17 protein-coding genes are annotated in these 18,513 nt (G+C 70.9%); 16 read left to right on the forward strand and 1 reads right to left on the reverse strand.

Annotated elements, in window-relative coordinates; translation table 11 throughout:
• Positions 1-2: 2 nt before the first annotated feature.
• Together AC3YNX_RS09425 and AC3YNX_RS09430 are read left to right on the forward strand one after the other, a co-directional pair.
• A complete protein-coding gene (locus AC3YNX_RS09425; protein ID WP_489995301.1) occupies positions 3-878 on the forward strand; it encodes an SDR family NAD(P)-dependent oxidoreductase in 876 nt (291 codons plus the stop codon).
• A 13-nt stretch (positions 879-891) separates the two neighbouring features.
• Positions 892-1,776 carry an LLM class F420-dependent oxidoreductase gene (locus AC3YNX_RS09430; protein WP_489995504.1) on the forward strand — a complete coding sequence of 295 codons (885 nt, stop codon included), beginning with the start codon at positions 892-894 and terminating at the stop codon, positions 1,774-1,776.
• Positions 1,777-1,785: 9 nt separating this feature from the next.
• Here the strand turns inward: AC3YNX_RS09430 and AC3YNX_RS09435 are convergent, their stop codons facing one another.
• The gene (locus AC3YNX_RS09435) at positions 1,786-2,247 is read right to left on the reverse strand and encodes a nuclear transport factor 2 family protein (protein WP_489995302.1); all 462 of its coding nucleotides are present in this window, start codon (positions 2,245-2,247) and stop codon (positions 1,786-1,788) included.
• A gap of 252 nt (positions 2,248-2,499) precedes the next feature.
• On the opposite strand from AC3YNX_RS09435, the gene AC3YNX_RS09440 reads away from it, so the two are divergent.
• From AC3YNX_RS09440 to AC3YNX_RS09505, 14 genes are all read left to right on the forward strand, one after another.
• Entirely contained in the window at positions 2,500-3,666 is a 1,167-nt protein-coding gene (locus AC3YNX_RS09440) for an acyl-CoA dehydrogenase family protein (protein ID WP_127782350.1), read from the forward strand.
• Positions 3,663-4,655 (forward strand): bifunctional MaoC family dehydratase N-terminal/OB-fold nucleic acid binding domain-containing protein, encoded by a 993-nt coding sequence (locus tag AC3YNX_RS09445; RefSeq protein ID WP_489995303.1) that lies wholly within the window; start codon positions 3,663-3,665, stop codon positions 4,653-4,655. Before AC3YNX_RS09440 ends, AC3YNX_RS09445 begins: the two co-directional genes overlap by 4 nt.
• Complete coding sequence (locus AC3YNX_RS09450) at positions 4,655-5,770, forward strand: acyl-CoA dehydrogenase family protein (RefSeq protein ID WP_489983853.1); 1,116 nt, start codon at positions 4,655-4,657, stop codon at positions 5,768-5,770. Before AC3YNX_RS09445 ends, AC3YNX_RS09450 begins: the two co-directional genes overlap by 1 nt.
• On the forward strand, positions 5,767-6,231 hold the full coding sequence (locus tag AC3YNX_RS09455; RefSeq protein WP_489995304.1) for a MaoC family dehydratase: 465 nt from the start codon (positions 5,767-5,769) through the stop codon (positions 6,229-6,231). Before AC3YNX_RS09450 ends, AC3YNX_RS09455 begins: the two co-directional genes overlap by 4 nt.
• A complete protein-coding gene (locus tag AC3YNX_RS09460) occupies positions 6,231-7,409 on the forward strand; it encodes a lipid-transfer protein (protein WP_489995305.1) in 1,179 nt (392 codons plus the stop codon). The genes AC3YNX_RS09455 and AC3YNX_RS09460 overlap by 1 nt, the downstream gene beginning before the upstream one ends.
• A 5-nt stretch (positions 7,410-7,414) precedes the next feature.
• Positions 7,415-8,242, forward strand: coding sequence for a MaoC/PaaZ C-terminal domain-containing protein (locus tag AC3YNX_RS09465; RefSeq protein ID WP_489995306.1), 828 nt, complete (start codon positions 7,415-7,417; stop codon positions 8,240-8,242).
• A gap of 40 nt (positions 8,243-8,282) precedes the next feature.
• The gene (locus tag AC3YNX_RS09470; protein ID WP_127782355.1) at positions 8,283-9,059 is read left to right on the forward strand and encodes an SDR family NAD(P)-dependent oxidoreductase; all 777 of its coding nucleotides are present in this window, start codon (positions 8,283-8,285) and stop codon (positions 9,057-9,059) included.
• A 136-nt stretch (positions 9,060-9,195) separates the two neighbouring features.
• Positions 9,196-10,818 carry an ABC transporter substrate-binding protein gene (locus tag AC3YNX_RS09475; protein ID WP_489995307.1) on the forward strand — a complete coding sequence of 541 codons (1,623 nt, stop codon included), beginning with the start codon at positions 9,196-9,198 and terminating at the stop codon, positions 10,816-10,818.
• Between the two features lie 145 nt (positions 10,819-10,963).
• Positions 10,964-12,586, forward strand: coding sequence for an ABC transporter substrate-binding protein (locus tag AC3YNX_RS09480; protein ID WP_489995308.1), 1,623 nt, complete (start codon positions 10,964-10,966; stop codon positions 12,584-12,586).
• A gap of 61 nt (positions 12,587-12,647) precedes the next feature.
• Positions 12,648-13,601: an ABC transporter permease gene (locus AC3YNX_RS09485; protein WP_127782357.1), complete on the forward strand. Its 954-nt coding sequence runs from the start codon at positions 12,648-12,650 to the stop codon at positions 13,599-13,601.
• Positions 13,588-14,709: an ABC transporter permease gene (locus tag AC3YNX_RS09490; RefSeq protein ID WP_241249788.1), complete on the forward strand. Its 1,122-nt coding sequence runs from the start codon at positions 13,588-13,590 to the stop codon at positions 14,707-14,709. Before AC3YNX_RS09485 ends, AC3YNX_RS09490 begins: the two co-directional genes overlap by 14 nt.
• Positions 14,706-15,809, forward strand: a complete 1,104-nt coding sequence (locus tag AC3YNX_RS09495; protein WP_127782359.1) for an ABC transporter ATP-binding protein — start codon at positions 14,706-14,708, stop codon at positions 15,807-15,809. Before AC3YNX_RS09490 ends, AC3YNX_RS09495 begins: the two co-directional genes overlap by 4 nt.
• Entirely contained in the window at positions 15,806-16,807 is a 1,002-nt protein-coding gene (locus tag AC3YNX_RS09500; protein WP_127782360.1) for an ABC transporter ATP-binding protein, read from the forward strand. Before AC3YNX_RS09495 ends, AC3YNX_RS09500 begins: the two co-directional genes overlap by 4 nt.
• Positions 16,808-16,855: 48 nt before the next feature.
• Complete coding sequence (locus AC3YNX_RS09505) at positions 16,856-18,466, forward strand: ABC transporter substrate-binding protein (protein WP_489995309.1); 1,611 nt, start codon at positions 16,856-16,858, stop codon at positions 18,464-18,466.
• Positions 18,467-18,513: the final 47 nt, after the last annotated feature.

The raw sequence follows: 18,513 nt of genomic DNA on the forward strand, positions 1-18,513 counted from the left end.
CGATGAGCACCGGCAGGGTCGTCCTGGTCACCGGGGCCAGTCGCGGCATCGGCCGGGAGGTCGCGCTGAGCTTCGCCCGCGCCGGCTTCGACGTGGCCATCACCGCCCGCACGGTGCACGAGGGCGAGGGTGCCGTGGCCCCGCGGACCCGGTCGGACCCCGCCGGTCCCATCGCGGTGCCGGGCAGCCTGGACACCACCGCCGCCGAGATCGCCGCGTGCGGGGTGCGGGTGCTGCCGGTGCCGATGGACCTGCTCGACCTTGCCTCGGTGCGGGCCGCCGGTGCCCGGGTGCTCGCCGAGTGGGGCCGGGTGGACGTGCTGGTGAACAACGCCTACGCGCAGACCGCGGGCAACATGGACCGGCTGCTGGAGATCGACCTGGCCGACGCCGAGGCGATGGTGCGCGGCAGCTACCTGCACCAGCTCGCCCTCGTCCAGCAGGTGCTGCCGGCGATGGTGGCGGCTGGTGGCGGAGTGATCGTCAACCTGGCGTCGGGCTCGGCCACCATGGACCCGCCCGCCGCACCCGGCGAGGGTGGCTGGGGGCTGTCCTACGCCGCGTCCAAGGCCGCCTTCGGGCGGCTGGCCGGCGCGATCAACGCCGAGTACCGCAGCCACGGGGTCACCGCGCACAACCTCAGCCCCGGCTTCGTCATCACCGAGAGCGGGCGGGCCCGCGGCGGCACCGACGCCATCGAGAAGGCCGGCGCCACTGCTGTCCCGGCCACGATGGCCGCGGACGCTGCCGTGTGGCTGGCCACCTCGCCGCAGGCGGACCGCTTCCTCGGCACGGTGGTCTCCGCGCCGCGACTGGTGCGGGAGCTGGCCGAGACACCGGCCGAAGACGTGGCACCGACAGGGAAAGAGGACCACTGAGATGACGTCCGACATGAAGATCGGCGTGGTGATGCCGGTGGAGCTGGGGCAGGCCGGCGAGCCCGAGTGGATCCTGCGCTTCGCCAGGGCCGCAGAGTCGCTGGGCTTCCACGAGGTCTCCGCGGTGGAGCACTCCGTGGTGATCTCCCAGACCACCAGCACCTACCCGTACTCGCCCACCGGCAAGTCGCACCTGCCCGACGACTGCAGCCTGCCCGACCCGCTGGAGCTGCTGTCCTACCTGGCGGGGGCCACCACCACCCTGGGCCTGGCCACCGGCGTGCTGGTGCTGCCCAACCACAACCCGGTGGTGCTGGCCAAGCGGCTGGCCACCCTGGACCGCCTCTCCGGCGGGCGGCTGCGCATCTGCCTGGGGCTGGGCTGGATGCGCGAGGAGGTGGAGGCCTGCGGCGGTGACTTCGACCGGCGCGGCAAGACCGCCGACGAGGCCATCGCGGTGATGCGCGCGCTGTGGGCCGGCACCGACCCGGAGGGCGTCAGCTTCGACGGCGACCACTACTCCTTCCGCGGCGCGCACAGCTGGCCCAAGCCGGCCCGGGAGCACCGCGTCCCGCTGTACGTCGGTGGGCACAGCAAGGCGGCGGCCCGGCGCGCCGGACGGCTGGGGGACGGCTTCCAGCCGCTGGGCCTGGGCGGCGACGACCTGGCCGCGGCCGTGGCCGTCATGCGTGAGGCCGCCACCGGCGCGGGCCGGGACCCGCAGGAGGTGAGCCTGGTGCTCGGCGCGGGCCTGCACCGACTGGACGAGGCCAAGCTCGACTGGGCCCGCTCCCTGGGCTCCGACCGCATCCTGGTGTCGGCGTCGGGTCGGGCAGACAGCCTGGACAAGGTGATCGACGAGATGGCGGAGTGCTCGGCGCGGCTGCGCCTGGTGTGACGAGGCGGCTCAGCGCAGCAGGGTGACCGGGCGGTCCTCGGACAGGTCCACCACCAGCTCGCGGCGGGCGATGCGCCAGCCGCCGGCCACCCGGCGGTAGGTGTCCTGGTAGCGGAGGAACAGCACGTTGTCCCGGGTCTCCTCCCCGCGCTGGTAGAGGTGGTGGGCGGCGCAGTACGTCTCGCCGTGCGCCGTGTCGGGGTGCTCGCCGGCCTCGGCCAGCACCTGCTGGCTGACCACGTGGTGAGTGCCCAGCAGGTGCCCGGTCGCCTGCAGCAGGCCGGCCGCCACCGCCTCGGCGCCGACGATCTCCGCGCTGCGGCCCTTGCGGACGAGGGCAGCGGGCTGCACCAGCACCGCGTCGTCGGTGAACAGCGCCAGCAGGGCCGCCTGGTCGCGCCGGTCCACCGCCTGGGCGTAGCGGCCGGGCAGGTCGACCAGGGCCAGCTGGTCTGCGAGCGTGCGCGTCATCGGTGCGGTCTCCTGTGCTGGATGGGTGTGCCTGGAGGGTGTGCCTGGAGGGGTGTGCTGGGTGGGTGTGCTGGGTGGGTGTGACTGCCATCTCAGCCGGTCGGGGCGTCGCCAGGCGAGCGCCCCTTCCGCTCACCGAGACACCGCACGGCGGGGGCAGGAGCGGCTGACTAGCGTCCGGGAGAGATGCGCGTGGTGGCCCCAGCGGCGCCGTGCCAGGTCTGGGTTGCACCGGTGATGAGGAGAGTGGTCATGGATCTGCGGGAGACGACCGAGCAGCGGGAGCTGCGCAAGGAGCTCCGGGAGTACTTCGCCACGCTCCTGCCCGAGGAGAAGCGACGCGCTGCCGGTGAGGGCGGTGTCGGTGGCTCCAGCTTCCGCGAGATCGTGAAGCTGCTGGGCAAGGACGGCTGGCTGGGCATCGGCTGGCCCACCGAGTATGGCGGCCAGGGTCGCTCCATCGAGGAGCAGTTCATCTTCTTCGACGAGGTGCAGCGCGCCGGTCTGCCGTTCCCCTTCGTCACCGTGAACACCGTCGGCCCCACGCTGATGAAGTACGGCACGCAGGAGCAGAAGGACCGCTACCTGCCCGGCATCCTGGCCGGCGACATCGTCTTCGCCATCGGCTACACCGAGCCCGAGGCCGGCACCGACCTGGCCTCGCTGAAGACCCGCGCGGTGCGCGACGGCGACGAGTGGGTGATCGAGGGCTCCAAGATCTTCACCAGCGGCGCCAACACCGCCGACTACGTCTGGCTGGCCGCCCGCACCGACGCCGAGGCGCCCAAGCACAAGGGCGTGTCCATCCTCATCGTGCCCACCGACGACCCCGGCTTCTCCTGGTCGCCCATCGAGACCGTGGGCGGGCTCAAGGTGACCGCCACCTACTACAGCGGCATCCGCGTCGGTGACGGCGACGTCGTCGGCGACGTCAACGGCGGCTGGCGGCTGATCACCGCCCAGCTCAACCACGAGCGCATCGGCCTGGCCGCTATCGGCGGGCGCACCTACGGCCTGTGGCACCAGGTGCTGGACTGGGCCAAGGAGACCGGCGCGATCGAGCTGCCCTGGGTGCAGGCCGACCTGGCCCGCACGCACGCCAAGCTCGAGGCGATGCGGCTGCTGAACTGGAAGATGACCAGCGCCGTCGCCGCCGACACCCTCTCCGGTGCCGACGCCGGTGGCACCAAGACCTACGGCACCGAGACCCACATCGACGTCTACCGCACCCTGCTGGGCATCCTCGGCGCGGCCGGGCGCATCCGCCCGGAGTCCCCGGGCGCGGTGCTGGCCGGGCAGATCGAGCAGATCTCCCGCCAGGGCGTGGTGAACACCTTCGGTGGCGGCGTCAACGAGGTGCTGCGCGACATGGTCGCCACCATCGGCCTCGGCATGGCACGAGAGAAGAGGGTGAAGTGAGCGACTTCCTCACCAGGCTCAAGGCCTTCGAGGGCAAGACCCTGGTTCCCGCCGCGTGGGGACCGGACGCGGTGAACACGCCGATGATCCGCCACTGGGTGGAGACGATGGGCGACACCAACCCGATCTACCTGGACGAGGCCGCGGCCAAGGCCACCGGACGTCCCGGCGTCGTGGCCCCGGCGATGATGCTGCAGGTCTGGACCATGAAGACCTTCGCCGAGAAGATGGCCGCCAACGCCGCCGCGGAGAGCGGTGCCGGCACCGGCGAGCCGTCGGTGGCCGAGCAGCTGCAGGCGGTCCTGGACGAGGCGGGCTTCACCTCCGTGGTGGCCACCGACTCCGACCAGGAGATCGTCCGCGAGCTGCGCCCCGGTGACGTGGTCAGCACCACCGAGGTGGTGGAGTCCATCTCGGACGAGAAGAAGACCGGCCTGGGCACCGGCCACTTCGTCACCACGCTGCGCACCTACCGCGACGCCGACGACGAGGTGGTGGGCACCCAGCGCTGGCGCCTGCTGCGCTTCAAGCCCGCCGAGGCTGCCGCGTCCACCGAGGCTGCCGCGCCGGCACCCGAGCGTGCGCTGCGCCCTCGCCCGGCGCTGAACCAGGACAACCTCTTCTGGTTCGAGGCGGCCAAGGAGCACCGGCTGGTCATCCAGCGCTGCACCAGCTGCGGCACGCTGCGCCACCCCACCGGCCCCATGTGCGGGCAGTGCCAGTCGCTGGACTGGGACACCGTGGACGCCTCCGGGCGCGGGGTCGTCTACAGCTTCGTGGTCAACCACCACCCCAAGATCGATGCCTTCGACTACCCGCTGGTGGTCGCCGTCATCGAGCTCGAGGAGGGGACCCGACTGATCGCCAACATGACACACGTCCAGCCCGACGAGGTGACGATCGGCATGCCGGTCGAGCTGGACTGGATCGACGCAGACCCGGAGCTGACGCTTCCCGCGTTCCGGCCGGCCGCAGGAGAGAGCATCTGATGGACTTCACCCTGAGCGAGGAGCAGGAGGCCATTCGCGGCCTCGCTGCCGACATCTTCACCGGCAAGGCCACCACCGACCGGGTCAAGGAGGTCGAGAAGACCGCCGAGAACGTCGACCGTGAGCTGTGGCGCGAGCTGGCCAACAGCGGCCTGCTGGGCATCGCGCTCCCGGAGGACCTCGGCGGCGGCGGCCTGGGGCTGGCCGAGCTGTACGTGCTGCTCGAGCAGCAGGGCCGCCACGTGGCCCCGGTGCCGGTGTGGCCGCACACGCTGGCCGCGCTGGCCATCGCCGAGCACGGCACGCCCGCGCAGCGCACCGAGCTGGTCCCGGCCGCGGCGGAGGGCAGCATCATCCTCACCGTGGGTCTGGAGGAGTTCGGCACCTTCACCGACGGCGCCCCCACCGTGTCCGCCCGCCAGGACGCCGACGGCCAGTGGCGCCTCACCGGCGCCAAGGCCGTGGTACCGGTGACCCACGTGGCCCACCGCGCCGTGGTCTCGGCCAGCACGGACACCGGCCCCGCGCTGTTCCTGCTCGACCTGGCCGCCGAGGGCGTGCAGGTGGAGCAGACGGTGTCCACCACCCACGAGGTGTGCGGCAACGTGGACCTCAGCTCCGCCCCCGCCGAGCTGGTCGGCGCCGCCGACGGCAGCACGGTGTCCTGGCTGCTCGACCGGGTGGAGCTGGCGCTGGCCGCCATCGCCATCGGCGTCGGCGACGGCGCCGTGCGCCAGGCCGTGGACTACCTCAACGGGCGCCACCAGTTCGGCAAGCCGCTGGCCACCTTCCAGGCCGTCGCCCACCAGATGGCCGACTGCTACATCGACCTGGAGGCCATGCGGGTCACCCTGTGGCAGGCCGCGTGGCTGCTGTCGGAGGGCCTGGACACCGGCACCTCGGTGCTGGTGGCCAAGTGGTGGGCCACCGACGGTGGTCAGCGCGTGGTGCACCGCACCCAGCACGTGCACGGCGGCATCGGCGTGGACACCGACTACCCGGTGCACCGCTACCTGCTGTGGAACAAGCAGATCGCCGCGACCCTCGGTGGCGCCAGCTCTGACCTCGCCCGCCTGGGCGCGCAGCTGGCCGCCGGTGTCGAGGTGGCCTCGTGAGCGCCACCGCCGCAGCGCTGCAGGGCCGCAGCTACGACGACGTCCAGGTGGGGGAGCAGCTGCCCGAGCTGGCCGTCCCGCTCACCCGCACGCTGATCATCGCCACGGCGCTGGCCACCCGGGACTTCCAGGACGTCCACCACGACCCGACGCTGGCGGCCGAGCGTGGCTCCAGGGACATCTTCATGAACATCCTCACCAGCAACGGCCTGGTGGGCCGCTACGTCACCGACTGGGCCGGGCCGCAGGTCTTCCTGCGTCGGGTGAACATCCGGCTGGGTGCGCCCAACTACCCCGGCGACACCATGACCATGAGCGGTGAGGTGGTGTCCAAGCAGGACGGCGCCGTCGAGGTGAAGGTGGTCGGGGCCAACAGCCTGGGCAACCACGCCAGCGGCACCGTCACGGTCGTCTTCCCGACCGGCGCCTCCGCGGTCGGCACCGAAGGAGCGAACAGCTGATGGCTCCCAGCCCCCTGTCCGGCGCCGCCGCCATCGTCGGCATCGGCGCCACCGAGTTCTCCAAGGCTTCCGGGCGCAGCGAGCTCTCGCTGGCCTGCGAGGCCATCGTCGCCGCGCTGGCCGACGCCGGCATCGACCCGTCCGAGGTGGACGGGCTCTCCACCTACACCGCGGAGACCAACGGCGAGGTGCTGGTCGCCCGCAACTGTGGCCTGGGCGAGCTCAAGTTCTTCTCCCGCATCGGCTACGGCGGCGGCGCCGCGTGCGCCACCGTGCAGCAGGCGGCCATGGCCGTGGCGACCGGCGTGGCCGACGTGGTGGTCTGCTACCGCGCGTTCAACGAGCGCTCCGGGGTCCGCTACGGCCTCGGCCAGCACGACCGCCCGCTGGACAGCACCGCCGACCGGGCCGCCTACGCCTGGCTGACGCCGCAGGGGCTGTCCACGCCCGCGCAGTGGGTGGCGATGTTCGCCCGCCGCTACATGCACCAGCACGGTGCCACCAGCGAGGACTTCGGCCGAGTGGCCGTGGTGGCGCGCAAGCACGCGGCCAACAACCCCAAGGCGTGGTTCTACGAGCGCCCCATCACGCTGGCCGACCACCAGGCCTCGCGCTGGATCGCGGAGCCGCTGCACCTGCTGGACTGCTGCCAGGAGACCGACGGTGGCCAGGCACTGGTCATCGTCTCCGCCGAGCGGGCCAAGGACCTCAAGCACACCCCCGCCATCATCAAGGGTGCGGCGCAGGGCTCGGGCAAGGACCAGCACATGATGACCAGCTACTACCGCCCGGACATCACCGGCATCCCGGAGATGGGCCTGGTCGGCCGGCAGCTGTACAGCCAGAGCGGGCTGAGCCCGGACGACGTGCAGGCCGCCGTCCTCTACGACCACTTCACCCCGCTGGTGCTCCCGCAGCTGGAGGAGCTGGGCTTCTGCGGCGTGGGGGAGGCCAAGGACTTCATCGCCGACGGCAACCTGGAGATCGGTGGGCGCCTGCCCAGCAACACCCACGGCGGCCAGGTCGGCGAGGCGTACCTGCACGGCACCAACGGCATCGCCGAGGCGGTGCGGGTGCTGCGTGGCACGTCCACCAACCAGCCCGAGGGCGTGCAGAACATGGTCGTCACGGCGGGCACCGCGGTGCCCACCAGCGGCCTGCTGCTCGGCCTGGCCTGAGCCCGGTGAGCACCACCACCGGCCTGGACCCGCGGCCGGCGGGGGAGTGGGCCGGCACCGCGCTGGGCACCCGCACCGTCGCCTACGACGAGCGCGACGCGATCCTCTACGCGCTCGCCGTGGGCGCGGCGGCCACCGACCTCGACCTGGTCTTCGAGCGGGACCTGCGGGTGCTGCCCACGTTCGCGCTGTCCCTGGCTCAGTGGGCCCCGGACGCGCTGGGCTCGGCTGGCGGCTTCGACACCCGCACCTCGGTGCACGGGGCGCAGGAGCTGACGGTGCTCAAGCCGCTGCCCCGCTCTGGTGAGCTCACCATGTCCGCCTCGGTGGGGCAGGTGTGGGACAAGGGCGCGGCCGCGGTGTTCGAGGTCGCGGTGGAGAGCGAGTACTTCGTCGCCACCTGGTCGATCTTCGGCCCCGGCAGCGGTGGCTTCGGTGGCGAGCGCGGACCGGGCAAGCCGCCGGCGCCGAGCACGCCGCCCACCGACACCCGGGCGCTGCCCACCTCACCACGGCAGGCGGTGCTCTACCGGCTCACCGGCGACCGCCACCCCATCCACGTCGACCCGGTGGCCGCCGCGGGCATCGGGCAGCCGCGGCCGATCATGCACGGCCTGTGCACGGTGGCGACGGCGATGCTGGGGGCCGCTGACGCCCTGGGCGCGCACCCGGCGGACCTCGCTGCCCTGGCTGGACGCTTCGCCGCGCCCGCCTTTCCCGGCGACACCCTGCGGCTGGACCTGTGGCAGCCGCAGGACGGCCCGCTGGCGTTCGAGGTGCACGGACCCGACGGCGCCGCCGTGGTCAGCGCCGGCCGCCTCGCCTTCGCCTGACCCGAGCACCCCCCTCCGTCAACCCCTCTGGAGCGCACCCATGAGCACCGACTCCTCCCGCACGCTCGAGGGCAAGGTCGCCCTGATCACCGGTGCCGGACAGGGCGTGGGGCAGGGCATCGCCTTCGCCCTGGCCCGCCGCGGCGCGGCCATCGCGGTGGCCGGGCGCACCGAGCAGAAGCTGCTGGACACCTGCAAGGAGATCGAGGCGTTCGGCGGCCGGGCCGAGCCGGTGGTCTGCGACGTCAGCGTCGCCGCGCAGGTGGCCCCGGCCGTGGAGCGCACCGTGGAGCTGCTGGGCGGGCTGGACATCTTGGTGAACAACGCCAACTCCTCGGCCCTGGGGAGCCTGCTGGAGATCGACGTGGACCTGCTGGAGAAGGCGTTTGCCACCGGGCCGCTGGCAGCGCTGCGGCTGATGAAGGCCTGCCACCCGCACATGAAGGCCGCCGGCGGCGGAGCGATCATCAACATGGTGAGCTCGGCGGCGGTGCGCTGGGACACCAGCGGCTACGGCGCCTACGCCTCGGCCAAGGAGGCCATGCGCTCGCTCACCCGCACCGCGGCCAGCGAGTGGGGGGTCGACGGCATCCGGGTGAACGCCGTGGCGCCGCACGCGCTCTCGCCCGGCCTGAAGTGGTGGACGGAGAACCGCCCGGAGGAGGCTGCGGAGTTCGTCAAGACCATCCCGCTCGGCCGCATCGGTGACTGCGAGCAGGACATCGGCCGTGCGGTCGCCTTCCTGGTGGGACCCGACGCGGGGTACCTGAGCGGGGCGACCATCCCGCTGGACGGTGGTCAGGCCCGCTGGTCCTGACCCCGGCACGATCCCACTGAGCGGAATCCGGTGCCGCCGGGCTGATCTTTGCCACAAGATGGCGCATACCGAACGGGAAAGTGACCTGGGTCACTACGCCTGTTGCCGTGCAGGTGTGCCCCGTGGAGGTTTCCGGATGCTGCGTCCCCGTAAGAGCGTGGCCCGCGTTGGGCGCCTGGTGGCGGTAGCCCTGGCCGGCAGCGTGCTGCTGGCCTCGTGCGCCAGCACCAACGACGACGCCGACGGCGGTGGCGGCGCACCCGCGCCGGCCCCCGAGGCAGGGCTCGTCGGCAACCAGGACAACAGCGGGACGCCCGTCAAGGGCGGCACCATGACCTTTGCCCCCTACGGCTTCGTCGCCAGCCTGGACCCCACCAAGGCGCTGCCCGCTGGTGCGACCGGTGGCACCGAGGAGGCGGCGGTCTACGACCTGCTGATGCGCTACGACCATGACCGCAAGTCCTACGTGCCCAAGCTGGCCAAGTCCCTCCAGGTCAGCGCCGACCAGCTGACCTGGACTCTCACGCTGCGGGAGAACATCACCTTCAGCGACGGCACTCCGCTGGACGCGGCCGCGGTGATCGCCAGCATCAACCGGTACAACGCCGGCCGCGGCTCGCTGAACGAGGTGTGGACCAGCACCGTCACCTCCGTCACGGCGACCGACCCGCAGACGGTGTCGATCACCGTGAACCAGCCGTACTCCGAGCTGCCGGCGCTGCTGGCCACCGGCCACGGCATGATCCTGGCCCCGGCCGCCTACCGGGACCCCGCCAAGTTCACCCCGATCGGGGCGGGGCCGTTCACGGTGGAGCGCTTCACCGCCAACAACGAGCTGGTGCTCAAGGCCCGCCCGGACTACTGGGACGGTGCGCCCCACCTGGAGCGGCTGCGCTTCGTGGCCATCAACGGCGAGCAGGCCAAGGCCGACGGGCTGAAGTCCGGTGGCAACACCGCGGCCTACCTGCGCAGTGCGGTGACCGTGGACGAGACCCTCAACGCCGGCTACCCCGGCTTCGTGGACGCCCCCGCGCTGAGCGCGGCCGCCCAGATCAACACCCGGGCCGGCAAGCCCGGCGCCGACCTCACGGTGCGCCAGGCCATCGCCCACGCGGTGAACGAGAACGTCTTCAACGAGCGGGTCTGGGGCGGCAAGGGACTGCCCGGCCGCGACGTGTTCCCGGCGCACTCCGCGTGGAACACCGACGTCAAGGGTCTGGCCCACGACCCGGCCAAGGCCAAGGCGCTGCTGGAGGAGGCCAAGAAGAAGGGCTACGACGGCAGGCTCACCTACCTCGGACTGAACGAGCCGGCTGCGCAGCAGAGCGCGCTCGCCGTGCAGGCGATGCTCCAGGCCGTCGGCTTCACGGTGGACATCGCCTACGCCAACAACCTCACCGAGCTGGTCAAGAAGATGTACGTCGACCACGACTTCGACATCACCTACGGCGCATACAACGTCCAGGACGCCGCGCCGTTCACCCGGTTGAAGCCCGCCCTCACCACCGGGGCGTCCAACAACATCATGGGCTACAGCGACCCCGGGATGGACGCGCTGCTGCTCAAGCTGAAGAGCGCCGACGGCGACGACGCCAAGCGCACGGTGCTGGGCGAGATCCAGCAGAAGATCAACGACACCGTCCCGGTGGTGCCGATCGGGGCCTTCAAGACCTTCATCGCCTGGCAGCAGAACCTGCACGGGGTCAGCCCCAGCTCGGACGGCATCATGCTGTTCGAGAAGGCGTGGCTCACGCCCTGACCGGCCGCTCCGGTGTCCCACTGAGCGGAATCCGCCGCCGCCAGGCTGATCTTTGCCACAAGATGGCACCTGCCGAACAGTAATAGTGAAACGCGTCATAACGCTGCTGTTCCCCCAACTCACGTGTCGCCTGTGGAGGGTCTGAATGCTGCGTCCCCGAATGAGTCTTGGTCGCGCTGGTCGCCTGGTGGCGGTAGCCCTGGCCGGCAGCGTGCTGCTCGCCTCGTGCGCCAGCACCAACGACGACGCTGACGGCGGTGCCGGCGCGCCGGCCGCGGCTCCGGTGACGGGGCTGATCGGCAACCAGGACGACAGCGGCACGCCCGTCAAGGGCGGCACCATGACGTTCGCGCCCTACGGGTTCGTCACCAGCCTGGACCCCACCAAGGCGCTGCCCGCTGGTGCCACCGGTGGCACCGAGGAGGCGGCGGTCTACGACCTGCTGATGCGCTACGACCTGGGCACCAAGCAGTTCGTGCCCAAGCTGGCCAAGTCCCTCGAGGTCAGCGACGACCAGCTGACGTGGACGCTCACGCTGCGGGAGAACATCACCTTCAGTGACGGCACCCCCTTCAACGCTGCTGCCGTGCTGGCCAGCATCAAGCGCTACAACGCCGCTCGTGGCTCGCAGAACGAGGTGTGGACCAGCACGGTCACCTCCGCCACCGCGACCGACCCGCTGACCATCAAGCTCACCGTGAACCAGCCGTACTCCGAGCTGCCGGCGCTGCTGGCCACCGGCCACGGCATGATCCTGGCCCCGGCGGCGTACCAGGATCCGGCCAAGTTCACCCCGATCGGGGCGGGGCCGTTCACGGTGGAGCGTTTCGCGGCCAACAACGAGCTGGTGCTCAAGGCCCGCCCGGACTACTGGGACGGAGCGCCGAACCTGGAGCGGCTGCGCTTCGTGGCCATCAACGGCGAGCAGGCCAAGGCCGATGGGCTGAAGTCCGGTGGCAACACCGTGGCCTACCTGCGCAGCGCCATCACCGTCGACGAGGTGCTCAACGCCGGCTACCCCGGGTACGTGGACGCGGCCGGACTGACCTCGATCCTGCAGATCAACTCCCGGGCCGGCAAGGCCGGCGCCGACCTCACGGTGCGCCAGGCCATCGCCCACGCGGTGAACGACCAGACGTACAACGAGCGAGTCTGGGGCGGCACGGGGCTGCTCGGGCGGGAGGCCTTCCCCGCGCACTCCAAGTGGAACACCGAGGTCGACGGCCTGCCGCACGACCTCGCCAAGGCCAAGGCGCTGCTGGAGGAGGCCAAGAAGAAGGGCTACGACGGCAAGCTCACCTACCTCGGGCTGAACGAGCCGTCGGCGCTGCAGGGCGCGCTCGCGACGCAGGCCATGCTGCAGGCCGCCGGGTTCACCGTGGAGATCAGCTACGCCAACAACCTGACCGAGCTGGTCAAGAAGATGTACGTCGACCACGACTTCGACATCACCTACGGCGCCTACAGCGTGCAGGACGCGGCTCCGTTCACCCGACTGATGCCGGCCTTCACCACCGGGGCGTCCAACAACATCATGGGCTACAGCGACAAGGGCATGGACGAGCTGCTGCTCAAGCTGAAGAGCGCTGACGGCGACGACGCCAAGCGAGCGGTGATGGGACAGCTCCAGCAGAAGATCAACGACACCGTCCCGGTGGCGCCGCTGGGTGCGTTCAAGACGTTCATCGCCTGGCAGCAGAACCTGCACGGGGTCCGCCCCAGCTACGACGGAATCATGCTGTTCGACAAGGCGTGGATCACCCCCTGACCGGCTCCGCCCGCAACACCTGCCATCAGCTCGTCACAAGAATCAGGAGGGGAACGCTCACATGGTGAGGACTGTCCTCAAAAAGCTCGGAGAGCTGCTGGCGGTGCTGTTCATCGTCAGCCTCGGCACCTTCGGGCTGCAAGCGCTCATCCCGGGCGATGCCGCCGTCACCCTGGTGGGTGAGGGCAAGCCGCCGGAGGAGTACCAACGGGTGCGCGACGAGCTGGGTCTGGACGACCCGTTCTTCCAGCGCTACTGGGACTGGCTGTGGGGCGCGCTGCACGGCGACCTCGGCCAGTCGCTGGTGCCGCCGCAGGACGAGATCACCGACCGCATCGGTGCGGCGCTCCCGGTGAGCGTGCAGATCGCGGTGATGGGCATCTTCCTGGCCCTGGCCTTCGCGGTGCCGCTGGCGCTGTGGTCGGCCAGGCACGCGGGCGGGCTCATCGACCGGGTGATCAGCGCCGGCACGTTCGCGGTGCTCTCGGTGCCCAGCTTCCTGGCCGGCCTGCTGCTGATCATGGTGGTGGTCAACGACCTCGGCTGGTTCCCGCGCTCGCAGTGGGTGCGCCTCAGCGAGGGGCTGGGCGACAACCTCTACCACGCGATCCTGCCGGCCATCACCATCGCGCTGCTGGAGATGGCGATCTTCATCCGAGTGCTCCGCAGCGACCTGATCACCACGCTGCAGGAGGAGTACATCACCGTCGCCCGAGCCAAGGGCATGTCCAACAAGCACATCCTGCTCAAGGACGCGCTGCGGCCGTCCTCGTTCTCGCTGCTGACCATGATGGGTCTGGCCCTGGGCTCCATGATCGGCAGCACCGTCATCGTCGAGACGCTGTTCTCCCTGCCCGGCCTCGGCACGCTCATCGTGCGGGCCGCCCAGCAGGGTGACATGCCCATGGTGCAGGGGGCGGTCCTGCTGATCGCCGTGCTGTACGTGGTCATCAACGGCGTCATCGATGCTCTCTATGGATACCTCGACCCGAGGAGCCGTCGTGCCCACGTCTAGCACTGCACCGGACGCGCTCGAGCCCGACCAGGTCGGCGAGCTGAGCAGCGTCATCGCGGGGGACAAGACCCTGCCCGACCCCGCCCAGCCGTCCGGCTCGGCCCGGCGCAGCTACCTGGTTGGCGCCGGTCTGCTGGTTGCCGGGATCGCCCTGGTCCTGGTGGGTGCGCTCGGGGTCCAGATCATGGTCGCCGTCCGCGTCCTGCTGGCCCTCGTGGGCCTGGTCCCGCTGTACAAGGGGATGCAGATCATCTGCCGCAGGCGGTTCGGGGCCCGCTTCGACCTCACCTTCTGGCTGTGCTGCACCTGGCTGGCGGTGCTGGTGGCCGCGGCGATCTTCGCCCCGCTGCTGCCGCTGGCCGAGCACGCGGACACGGTCAAGACGATCGCCGACCCCAGCTTCGCCTCGCCGGAGCTGTTCTCCGCGCACCCGCTGGGCACCAACAACTTCGGCCTCGACCTGCTCTCCCGGGTGATCTACGGGGCCAGGGCGTCGCTGGTGGTGGCGTTCTCCGCTGCGCTCATCGGGATGCTGGTGGGTGGTTCCATCGGGGTGCTCGCCGGCTACCTGCGCGGCAAGGTCGACACCGTGGTGGGCGTGCTCACCAACTCGCTGCTGGCCGTGCCCGCGCTGATCCTGCTGATCGCCCTGGCCTCGGTGCTGGCACCGACCATGCGCAACGTGGCGCTGGCGCTGTCCGTGCTGGCCATCCCGTCGATGATCCGGCTGGCCCGCGCCAACACGCTGACCTTCGCCCAGCGCGAGTTCGTGCTGGCCGCCCGGGCGATGGGCGCCACCCGGTGGCGGGTGATGTTCCGCGAGCTGGTGCCCAACGTGGTGCTCCCGGTGGCCTCGCTGGCCATGGTGATGATCTCGGTGCTCATCGTGGCCGAGTCGTCGCTGAGCTTCCTGGGCCTCGGCATCCAGCCCCCGCAGCCCACCTGGGGAAACATGATCGCCGAGGGTGAGGGCGGGGTCTTCGAGAAGCACCCGCACATCGTCCTGGTGCCCGGGCTGGTGCTGTTCCTCACCGTCTTCGCCTTCAACCTGGTGGGCGAGAAGGCCCGCCAGCGCGTCGGTTCCCAGCAGGAGCAGGTGCTCACATGACCACACAGTCCACGACAGCCACCGAGCCTCTGCTGCGGGTGGAGAACCTGCAGACGGCCTTCACCACCGAGCGCGGCGTGCTGCGCGCGGTGGACGGGGTCTCGCTCACCCTCAACCGCGGGGAGACCCTCGGCATCGTCGGTGAGTCCGGCTCGGGCAAGTCCGTGCTCGGGCGCACCATCATGGGGCTCACCTCCAACAGCGGCAGCACCCGCGTCACCGGCACGGTGTCCTTCGACGGCCGCGACGTGCACGCCATGAGCAGCGCCGAGCACCGTCGGCTGTGGGGGCCCCGGGTGGCCATGGTGTTCCAGGACCCGATGACTGCGCTCAACCCGTTCAAGCGGATCGGCGTGCACCTCACCGAGTCGCTCAAGGTGCACCTGGGCCTGCGCAAGGCCGAGGCACGCAGCCGGGCCACCGAGCTGCTGCGCAAGGTGGGCATCCCCGACCCCGCCCGCCGGCTGGACCAGTACCCGCACGAGCTCTCCGGCGGCATGCGCCAGCGGGTGGTCATCGCCATGGCGCTGGCCTGCGACCCCGAGCTGCTCATCGCCGACGAGCCGACGACCGCGCTGGACGTCACGGTGCAGAAGCAGATCCTGGACCTGCTGGAGTCGCTCAACGACGAGCTGGGCATGGGCGTCATCCTGATCAGCCACGACCTCGGGGTGGTCGCCGGCCGCGCTGACCGGGTGGCGGTGATGTACGCCGGGAAGGTGGTGGAGACCGCCGCCGCCGGTGAGGTGTTCAACCACCCGCGGCACCCCTACACGGAGGCGCTGCTGGCCTCCATCCCGCGGCTGGAGCAGCCGGCGCACACCCGGCTGGCCACCATCGGCGGCGGGCTGCCGGACATGACGCGCCCGATGCCGGGCTGCCGCTTCGCCGCCCGCTGTCGCTACGCCCAGCCCACCTGCCTGGAGAAGGAGCCGGACTTGCTGCCCTCACCCACCGTGGACGCGGCGGCGACGCCGCACAGCCACGCCTGCTTCTTCCCGGTCGGCACCCCCGAGGGGGAGCAGGCGCTGTCCGCCAACGCGGCGGCCGGCACGACCGCTGCCGGTCGCGAGCTGGCTCGGCCGGAGGTGGTGGCATGAGCGGCACGGACGTCGTGACCAGCCCGGCCGCGTCGCTGCCCACCGAGCAGGCGCCGGTGCTGGTGGTGGACGACCTGGTGGTGGAGTTCCCCGTCGGCCACGGCCAGACGGTGCACGCGGTGTCCGGGGTGAGCTTCACCCTGGGCGCCGGAGAGACGCTGGGCATCGTGGGGGAGTCCGGCTGTGGCAAGTCCACCGTGGGCAAGGCCATCATGCAGCTGCCCTCGCCCACCTCGGGCTCGGTGCGGCTCAACGACACCGAGCTCACCACCCTCAAGCCGGGGGAGCTGCGCCGCACCCGCACCCAGCTGCAGATGATCCTGCAGGACCCCATCTCGTCGCTGAACCCCCGGCGCAAGGTGAAGCACCTGATCACCGAGGGTCCGTCGATCTGGGGCGAGAAGGACAAGGCGGCCATCGAGCGCCGTGCCCGGGAGACGCTCACCGCGGTGGGCCTGGACCCGGACGTGGTGTGGGAGCGTCGCCCCCGCGAGCTCTCCGGCGGACAGTGCCAGCGGGTGTGCATCGCGCGTGCCCTCATGCTCGAGCCGACCCTGATGATCTGCGACGAGCCGGTGTCCAGCCTGGACGTGTCGGTGCAGGCGCAGATCCTCAACCTGCTCGAGGACACCAAGAAGCGCTACGGCCTGAGCCTGTTGTTCGTCGCCCACAACATGGCGGTCGTGAAGAACATCAGCGACCGCATCATGGTGATGTACCTGGGCAAGGTCTGCGAGATCTCGCCGTCGGACGGGCTGCAGGAGCAGGCGCTGCACCCGTACACCCGGCTGCTGCTGGCGTCGGTGCCGGGCCCGCGGACCCCGGGCGTCGAGGACGAGGCGCACGAGGTGGTGGGTGAGCTTCCGTCACCGCTGAACCCGCCGAGCGGCTGCCGCTTCCGCACCCGGTGCCCGCTGGCCACCGACCGCTGCGCGCAGGAGGAGCCGCTCCTGCGCCCGGTGGGGGAGAACCACCTGGTGGCGTGCCACCACGTCTGACCCGCTGTTTTCTGTCGTGATTATTCGGTTACCTGTGGAGGAAAAAACATGGCTCGACTAGCGCTCGTGCGCCTGGCCGGCGTGGCGATGGCGGGCAGCTTGCTGCTCGCGGGGTGTGCCGGGGGTGGATCTGACGACGACACCGCGGCCTCGCCCAGCGGTGACCAGGAGATCCAGCTCGGCCTGGTGGGCGACCAGCCCGACGGTGGGGACCCGGTGGCGGGAGGCACGCTCACCTTCGGCACCCAGGCCGCAGCCGCGACCATGGACCCGGCCAAGACCGCCGCACGCGGTTCCTCCGGTGGGTCGGAGCTGGCCGCGGTGTACGACGTGCTGGTCCGCTACAACTCCGCGGACAAGAAGTTCGTGCCGCAGCTGGCCAAGTCGTTCGAGGCCAGCGCGGACGGGTTGACCTGGACGCTGAAGCTGCGCGAGAACGTGAAGTTCAGCGACGGCACCCCGCTGGACTCCGCCGCGGTGCTGTGGAGCTGGGACCGCTACACCCAGAACCGCGGCAACGGCAGCGAGCTGTGGAAGATGAACCTGGACAGCGCGGTGGCGGCAGACCCGTCCACCGTGGTGGTCAAGCTCAAGAAGGCCTGGCCCGAGCTGGAGGCCATGATGGCCCTGGGCCAGGGCATGATCGTGGCGCCCAGCTCGATGAAGTCCGGCACCTTCCAGCCGATCGGCGCGGGTCCGTTCGTGCAGGAGCGCTACGCCCCCAACGAGGAGCGAGTGCTGGCCGCGCGTGCTGACTACTGGGGCGGCAAGCCGTACCTGGACAAGCTGCGGTTCGTGGCGCTCAACGGTCCCCAGGCCACCTGGGAGTCGCTCAAGAGCAACCAGCTGCAGGTCGGCTACCTGCGGGCCAGTGCCACGGCGATCTCGGACGCGCGGGCGGCGGGCCTGCCCGGCTACCTGAGCTTCCTCAACGCCGGAAGTGCCGAGATGATCAACAACCGGGAGGGCCGTCCGGGAGCCGACGTGCGGGTGCGGCAGGCCATCGCCTACGCCACCAGCCCGACCGCGGTCGACGACCGGGTGGACGAGGGCAAGGGCCGGCCCAGCTCGGGCCTGTTCGACCCGTCGTCGCAGTGGGCAGGCGACGTCAAGCCGGTCGCACACGACCCGGAGAAGGCCAAGCAGCTGCTGGCGGAGGCCAAGAAGGACGGCTACAACGGCGAGCTGAAGTACGTGGTGCTGCAGGAGCCGCGCGACCGGGCCATCGGCCTGGCCGTGCAGGCGCAGCTGCAGGCAGTGGGCTTCACCGTGACGATCATGCCGGCGAACAGCGCCGAGGACGTGGTGAACAACGTGTACATCAAGCGGGACTTCGACCTGGCACACGCTGGGCTGGGCCTGTACGAGGACATTCCGTTCCTGGGTCTGTACACCACGCTGCAGAGCGCGTCGCCGTCCAACGTGGTCGGCTACAAGGACGCCCAGATGGACACCCTGCTCGGCGAGCTGCAGGCTGCGGGCACCGTGGACGCCAAGAAGGCGGTCATCGGCAAGATCCAGCAGCGCGCCAACGAGTCGGTGCCGTCGGTGAGCCTCGGGGCCATTCCGTCCTACATCGCGTGGCAGAAGAACGTGCACGGCGTGACGCCGCACGCCACCGACATCATGCTGTTCGACAAGGCGTGGATGAAGCCCTGACACGTCAGCGCTGACGGTGTGCGGCCGGTTCCCCTTGCGGGGGACCG

The sequence above is a fragment of the Rhodococcus sp. Z13_19A genome (genome assembly GCF_058133575.1).

What these genes read in the sequence shown, in the direction of transcription:
- AC3YNX_RS09425 (WP_489995301.1), top strand. Translation starts at nt 3, where the DNA reads ATGAGCACCGGCAGGGTCGTCCTGGTCACCGGGGCCAGTCGCGGCATC.
- AC3YNX_RS09430 (WP_489995504.1), top strand. Translation starts at nt 892, where the DNA reads ATGAAGATCGGCGTGGTGATGCCGGTGGAGCTGGGGCAGGCCGGCGAG.
- AC3YNX_RS09435 (WP_489995302.1), bottom strand. Translation starts at nt 2,247, where the DNA reads ATGACGCGCACGCTCGCAGACCAGCTGGCCCTGGTCGACCTGCCCGGC.
- AC3YNX_RS09440 (WP_127782350.1), top strand. Translation starts at nt 2,500, where the DNA reads ATGGATCTGCGGGAGACGACCGAGCAGCGGGAGCTGCGCAAGGAGCTC.
- AC3YNX_RS09450 (WP_489983853.1), top strand. Translation starts at nt 4,655, where the DNA reads ATGGACTTCACCCTGAGCGAGGAGCAGGAGGCCATTCGCGGCCTCGCT.
- AC3YNX_RS09460 (WP_489995305.1), top strand. Translation starts at nt 6,231, where the DNA reads ATGGCTCCCAGCCCCCTGTCCGGCGCCGCCGCCATCGTCGGCATCGGC.
- AC3YNX_RS09470 (WP_127782355.1), top strand. Translation starts at nt 8,283, where the DNA reads ATGAGCACCGACTCCTCCCGCACGCTCGAGGGCAAGGTCGCCCTGATC.
- AC3YNX_RS09475 (WP_489995307.1), top strand. Translation starts at nt 9,196, where the DNA reads ATGCTGCGTCCCCGTAAGAGCGTGGCCCGCGTTGGGCGCCTGGTGGCG.
- AC3YNX_RS09480 (WP_489995308.1), top strand. Translation starts at nt 10,964, where the DNA reads ATGCTGCGTCCCCGAATGAGTCTTGGTCGCGCTGGTCGCCTGGTGGCG.
- AC3YNX_RS09485 (WP_127782357.1), top strand. Translation starts at nt 12,648, where the DNA reads ATGGTGAGGACTGTCCTCAAAAAGCTCGGAGAGCTGCTGGCGGTGCTG.
- AC3YNX_RS09495 (WP_127782359.1), top strand. Translation starts at nt 14,706, where the DNA reads ATGACCACACAGTCCACGACAGCCACCGAGCCTCTGCTGCGGGTGGAG.
- AC3YNX_RS09500 (WP_127782360.1), top strand. Translation starts at nt 15,806, where the DNA reads ATGAGCGGCACGGACGTCGTGACCAGCCCGGCCGCGTCGCTGCCCACC.
- AC3YNX_RS09505 (WP_489995309.1), top strand. Translation starts at nt 16,856, where the DNA reads ATGGCTCGACTAGCGCTCGTGCGCCTGGCCGGCGTGGCGATGGCGGGC.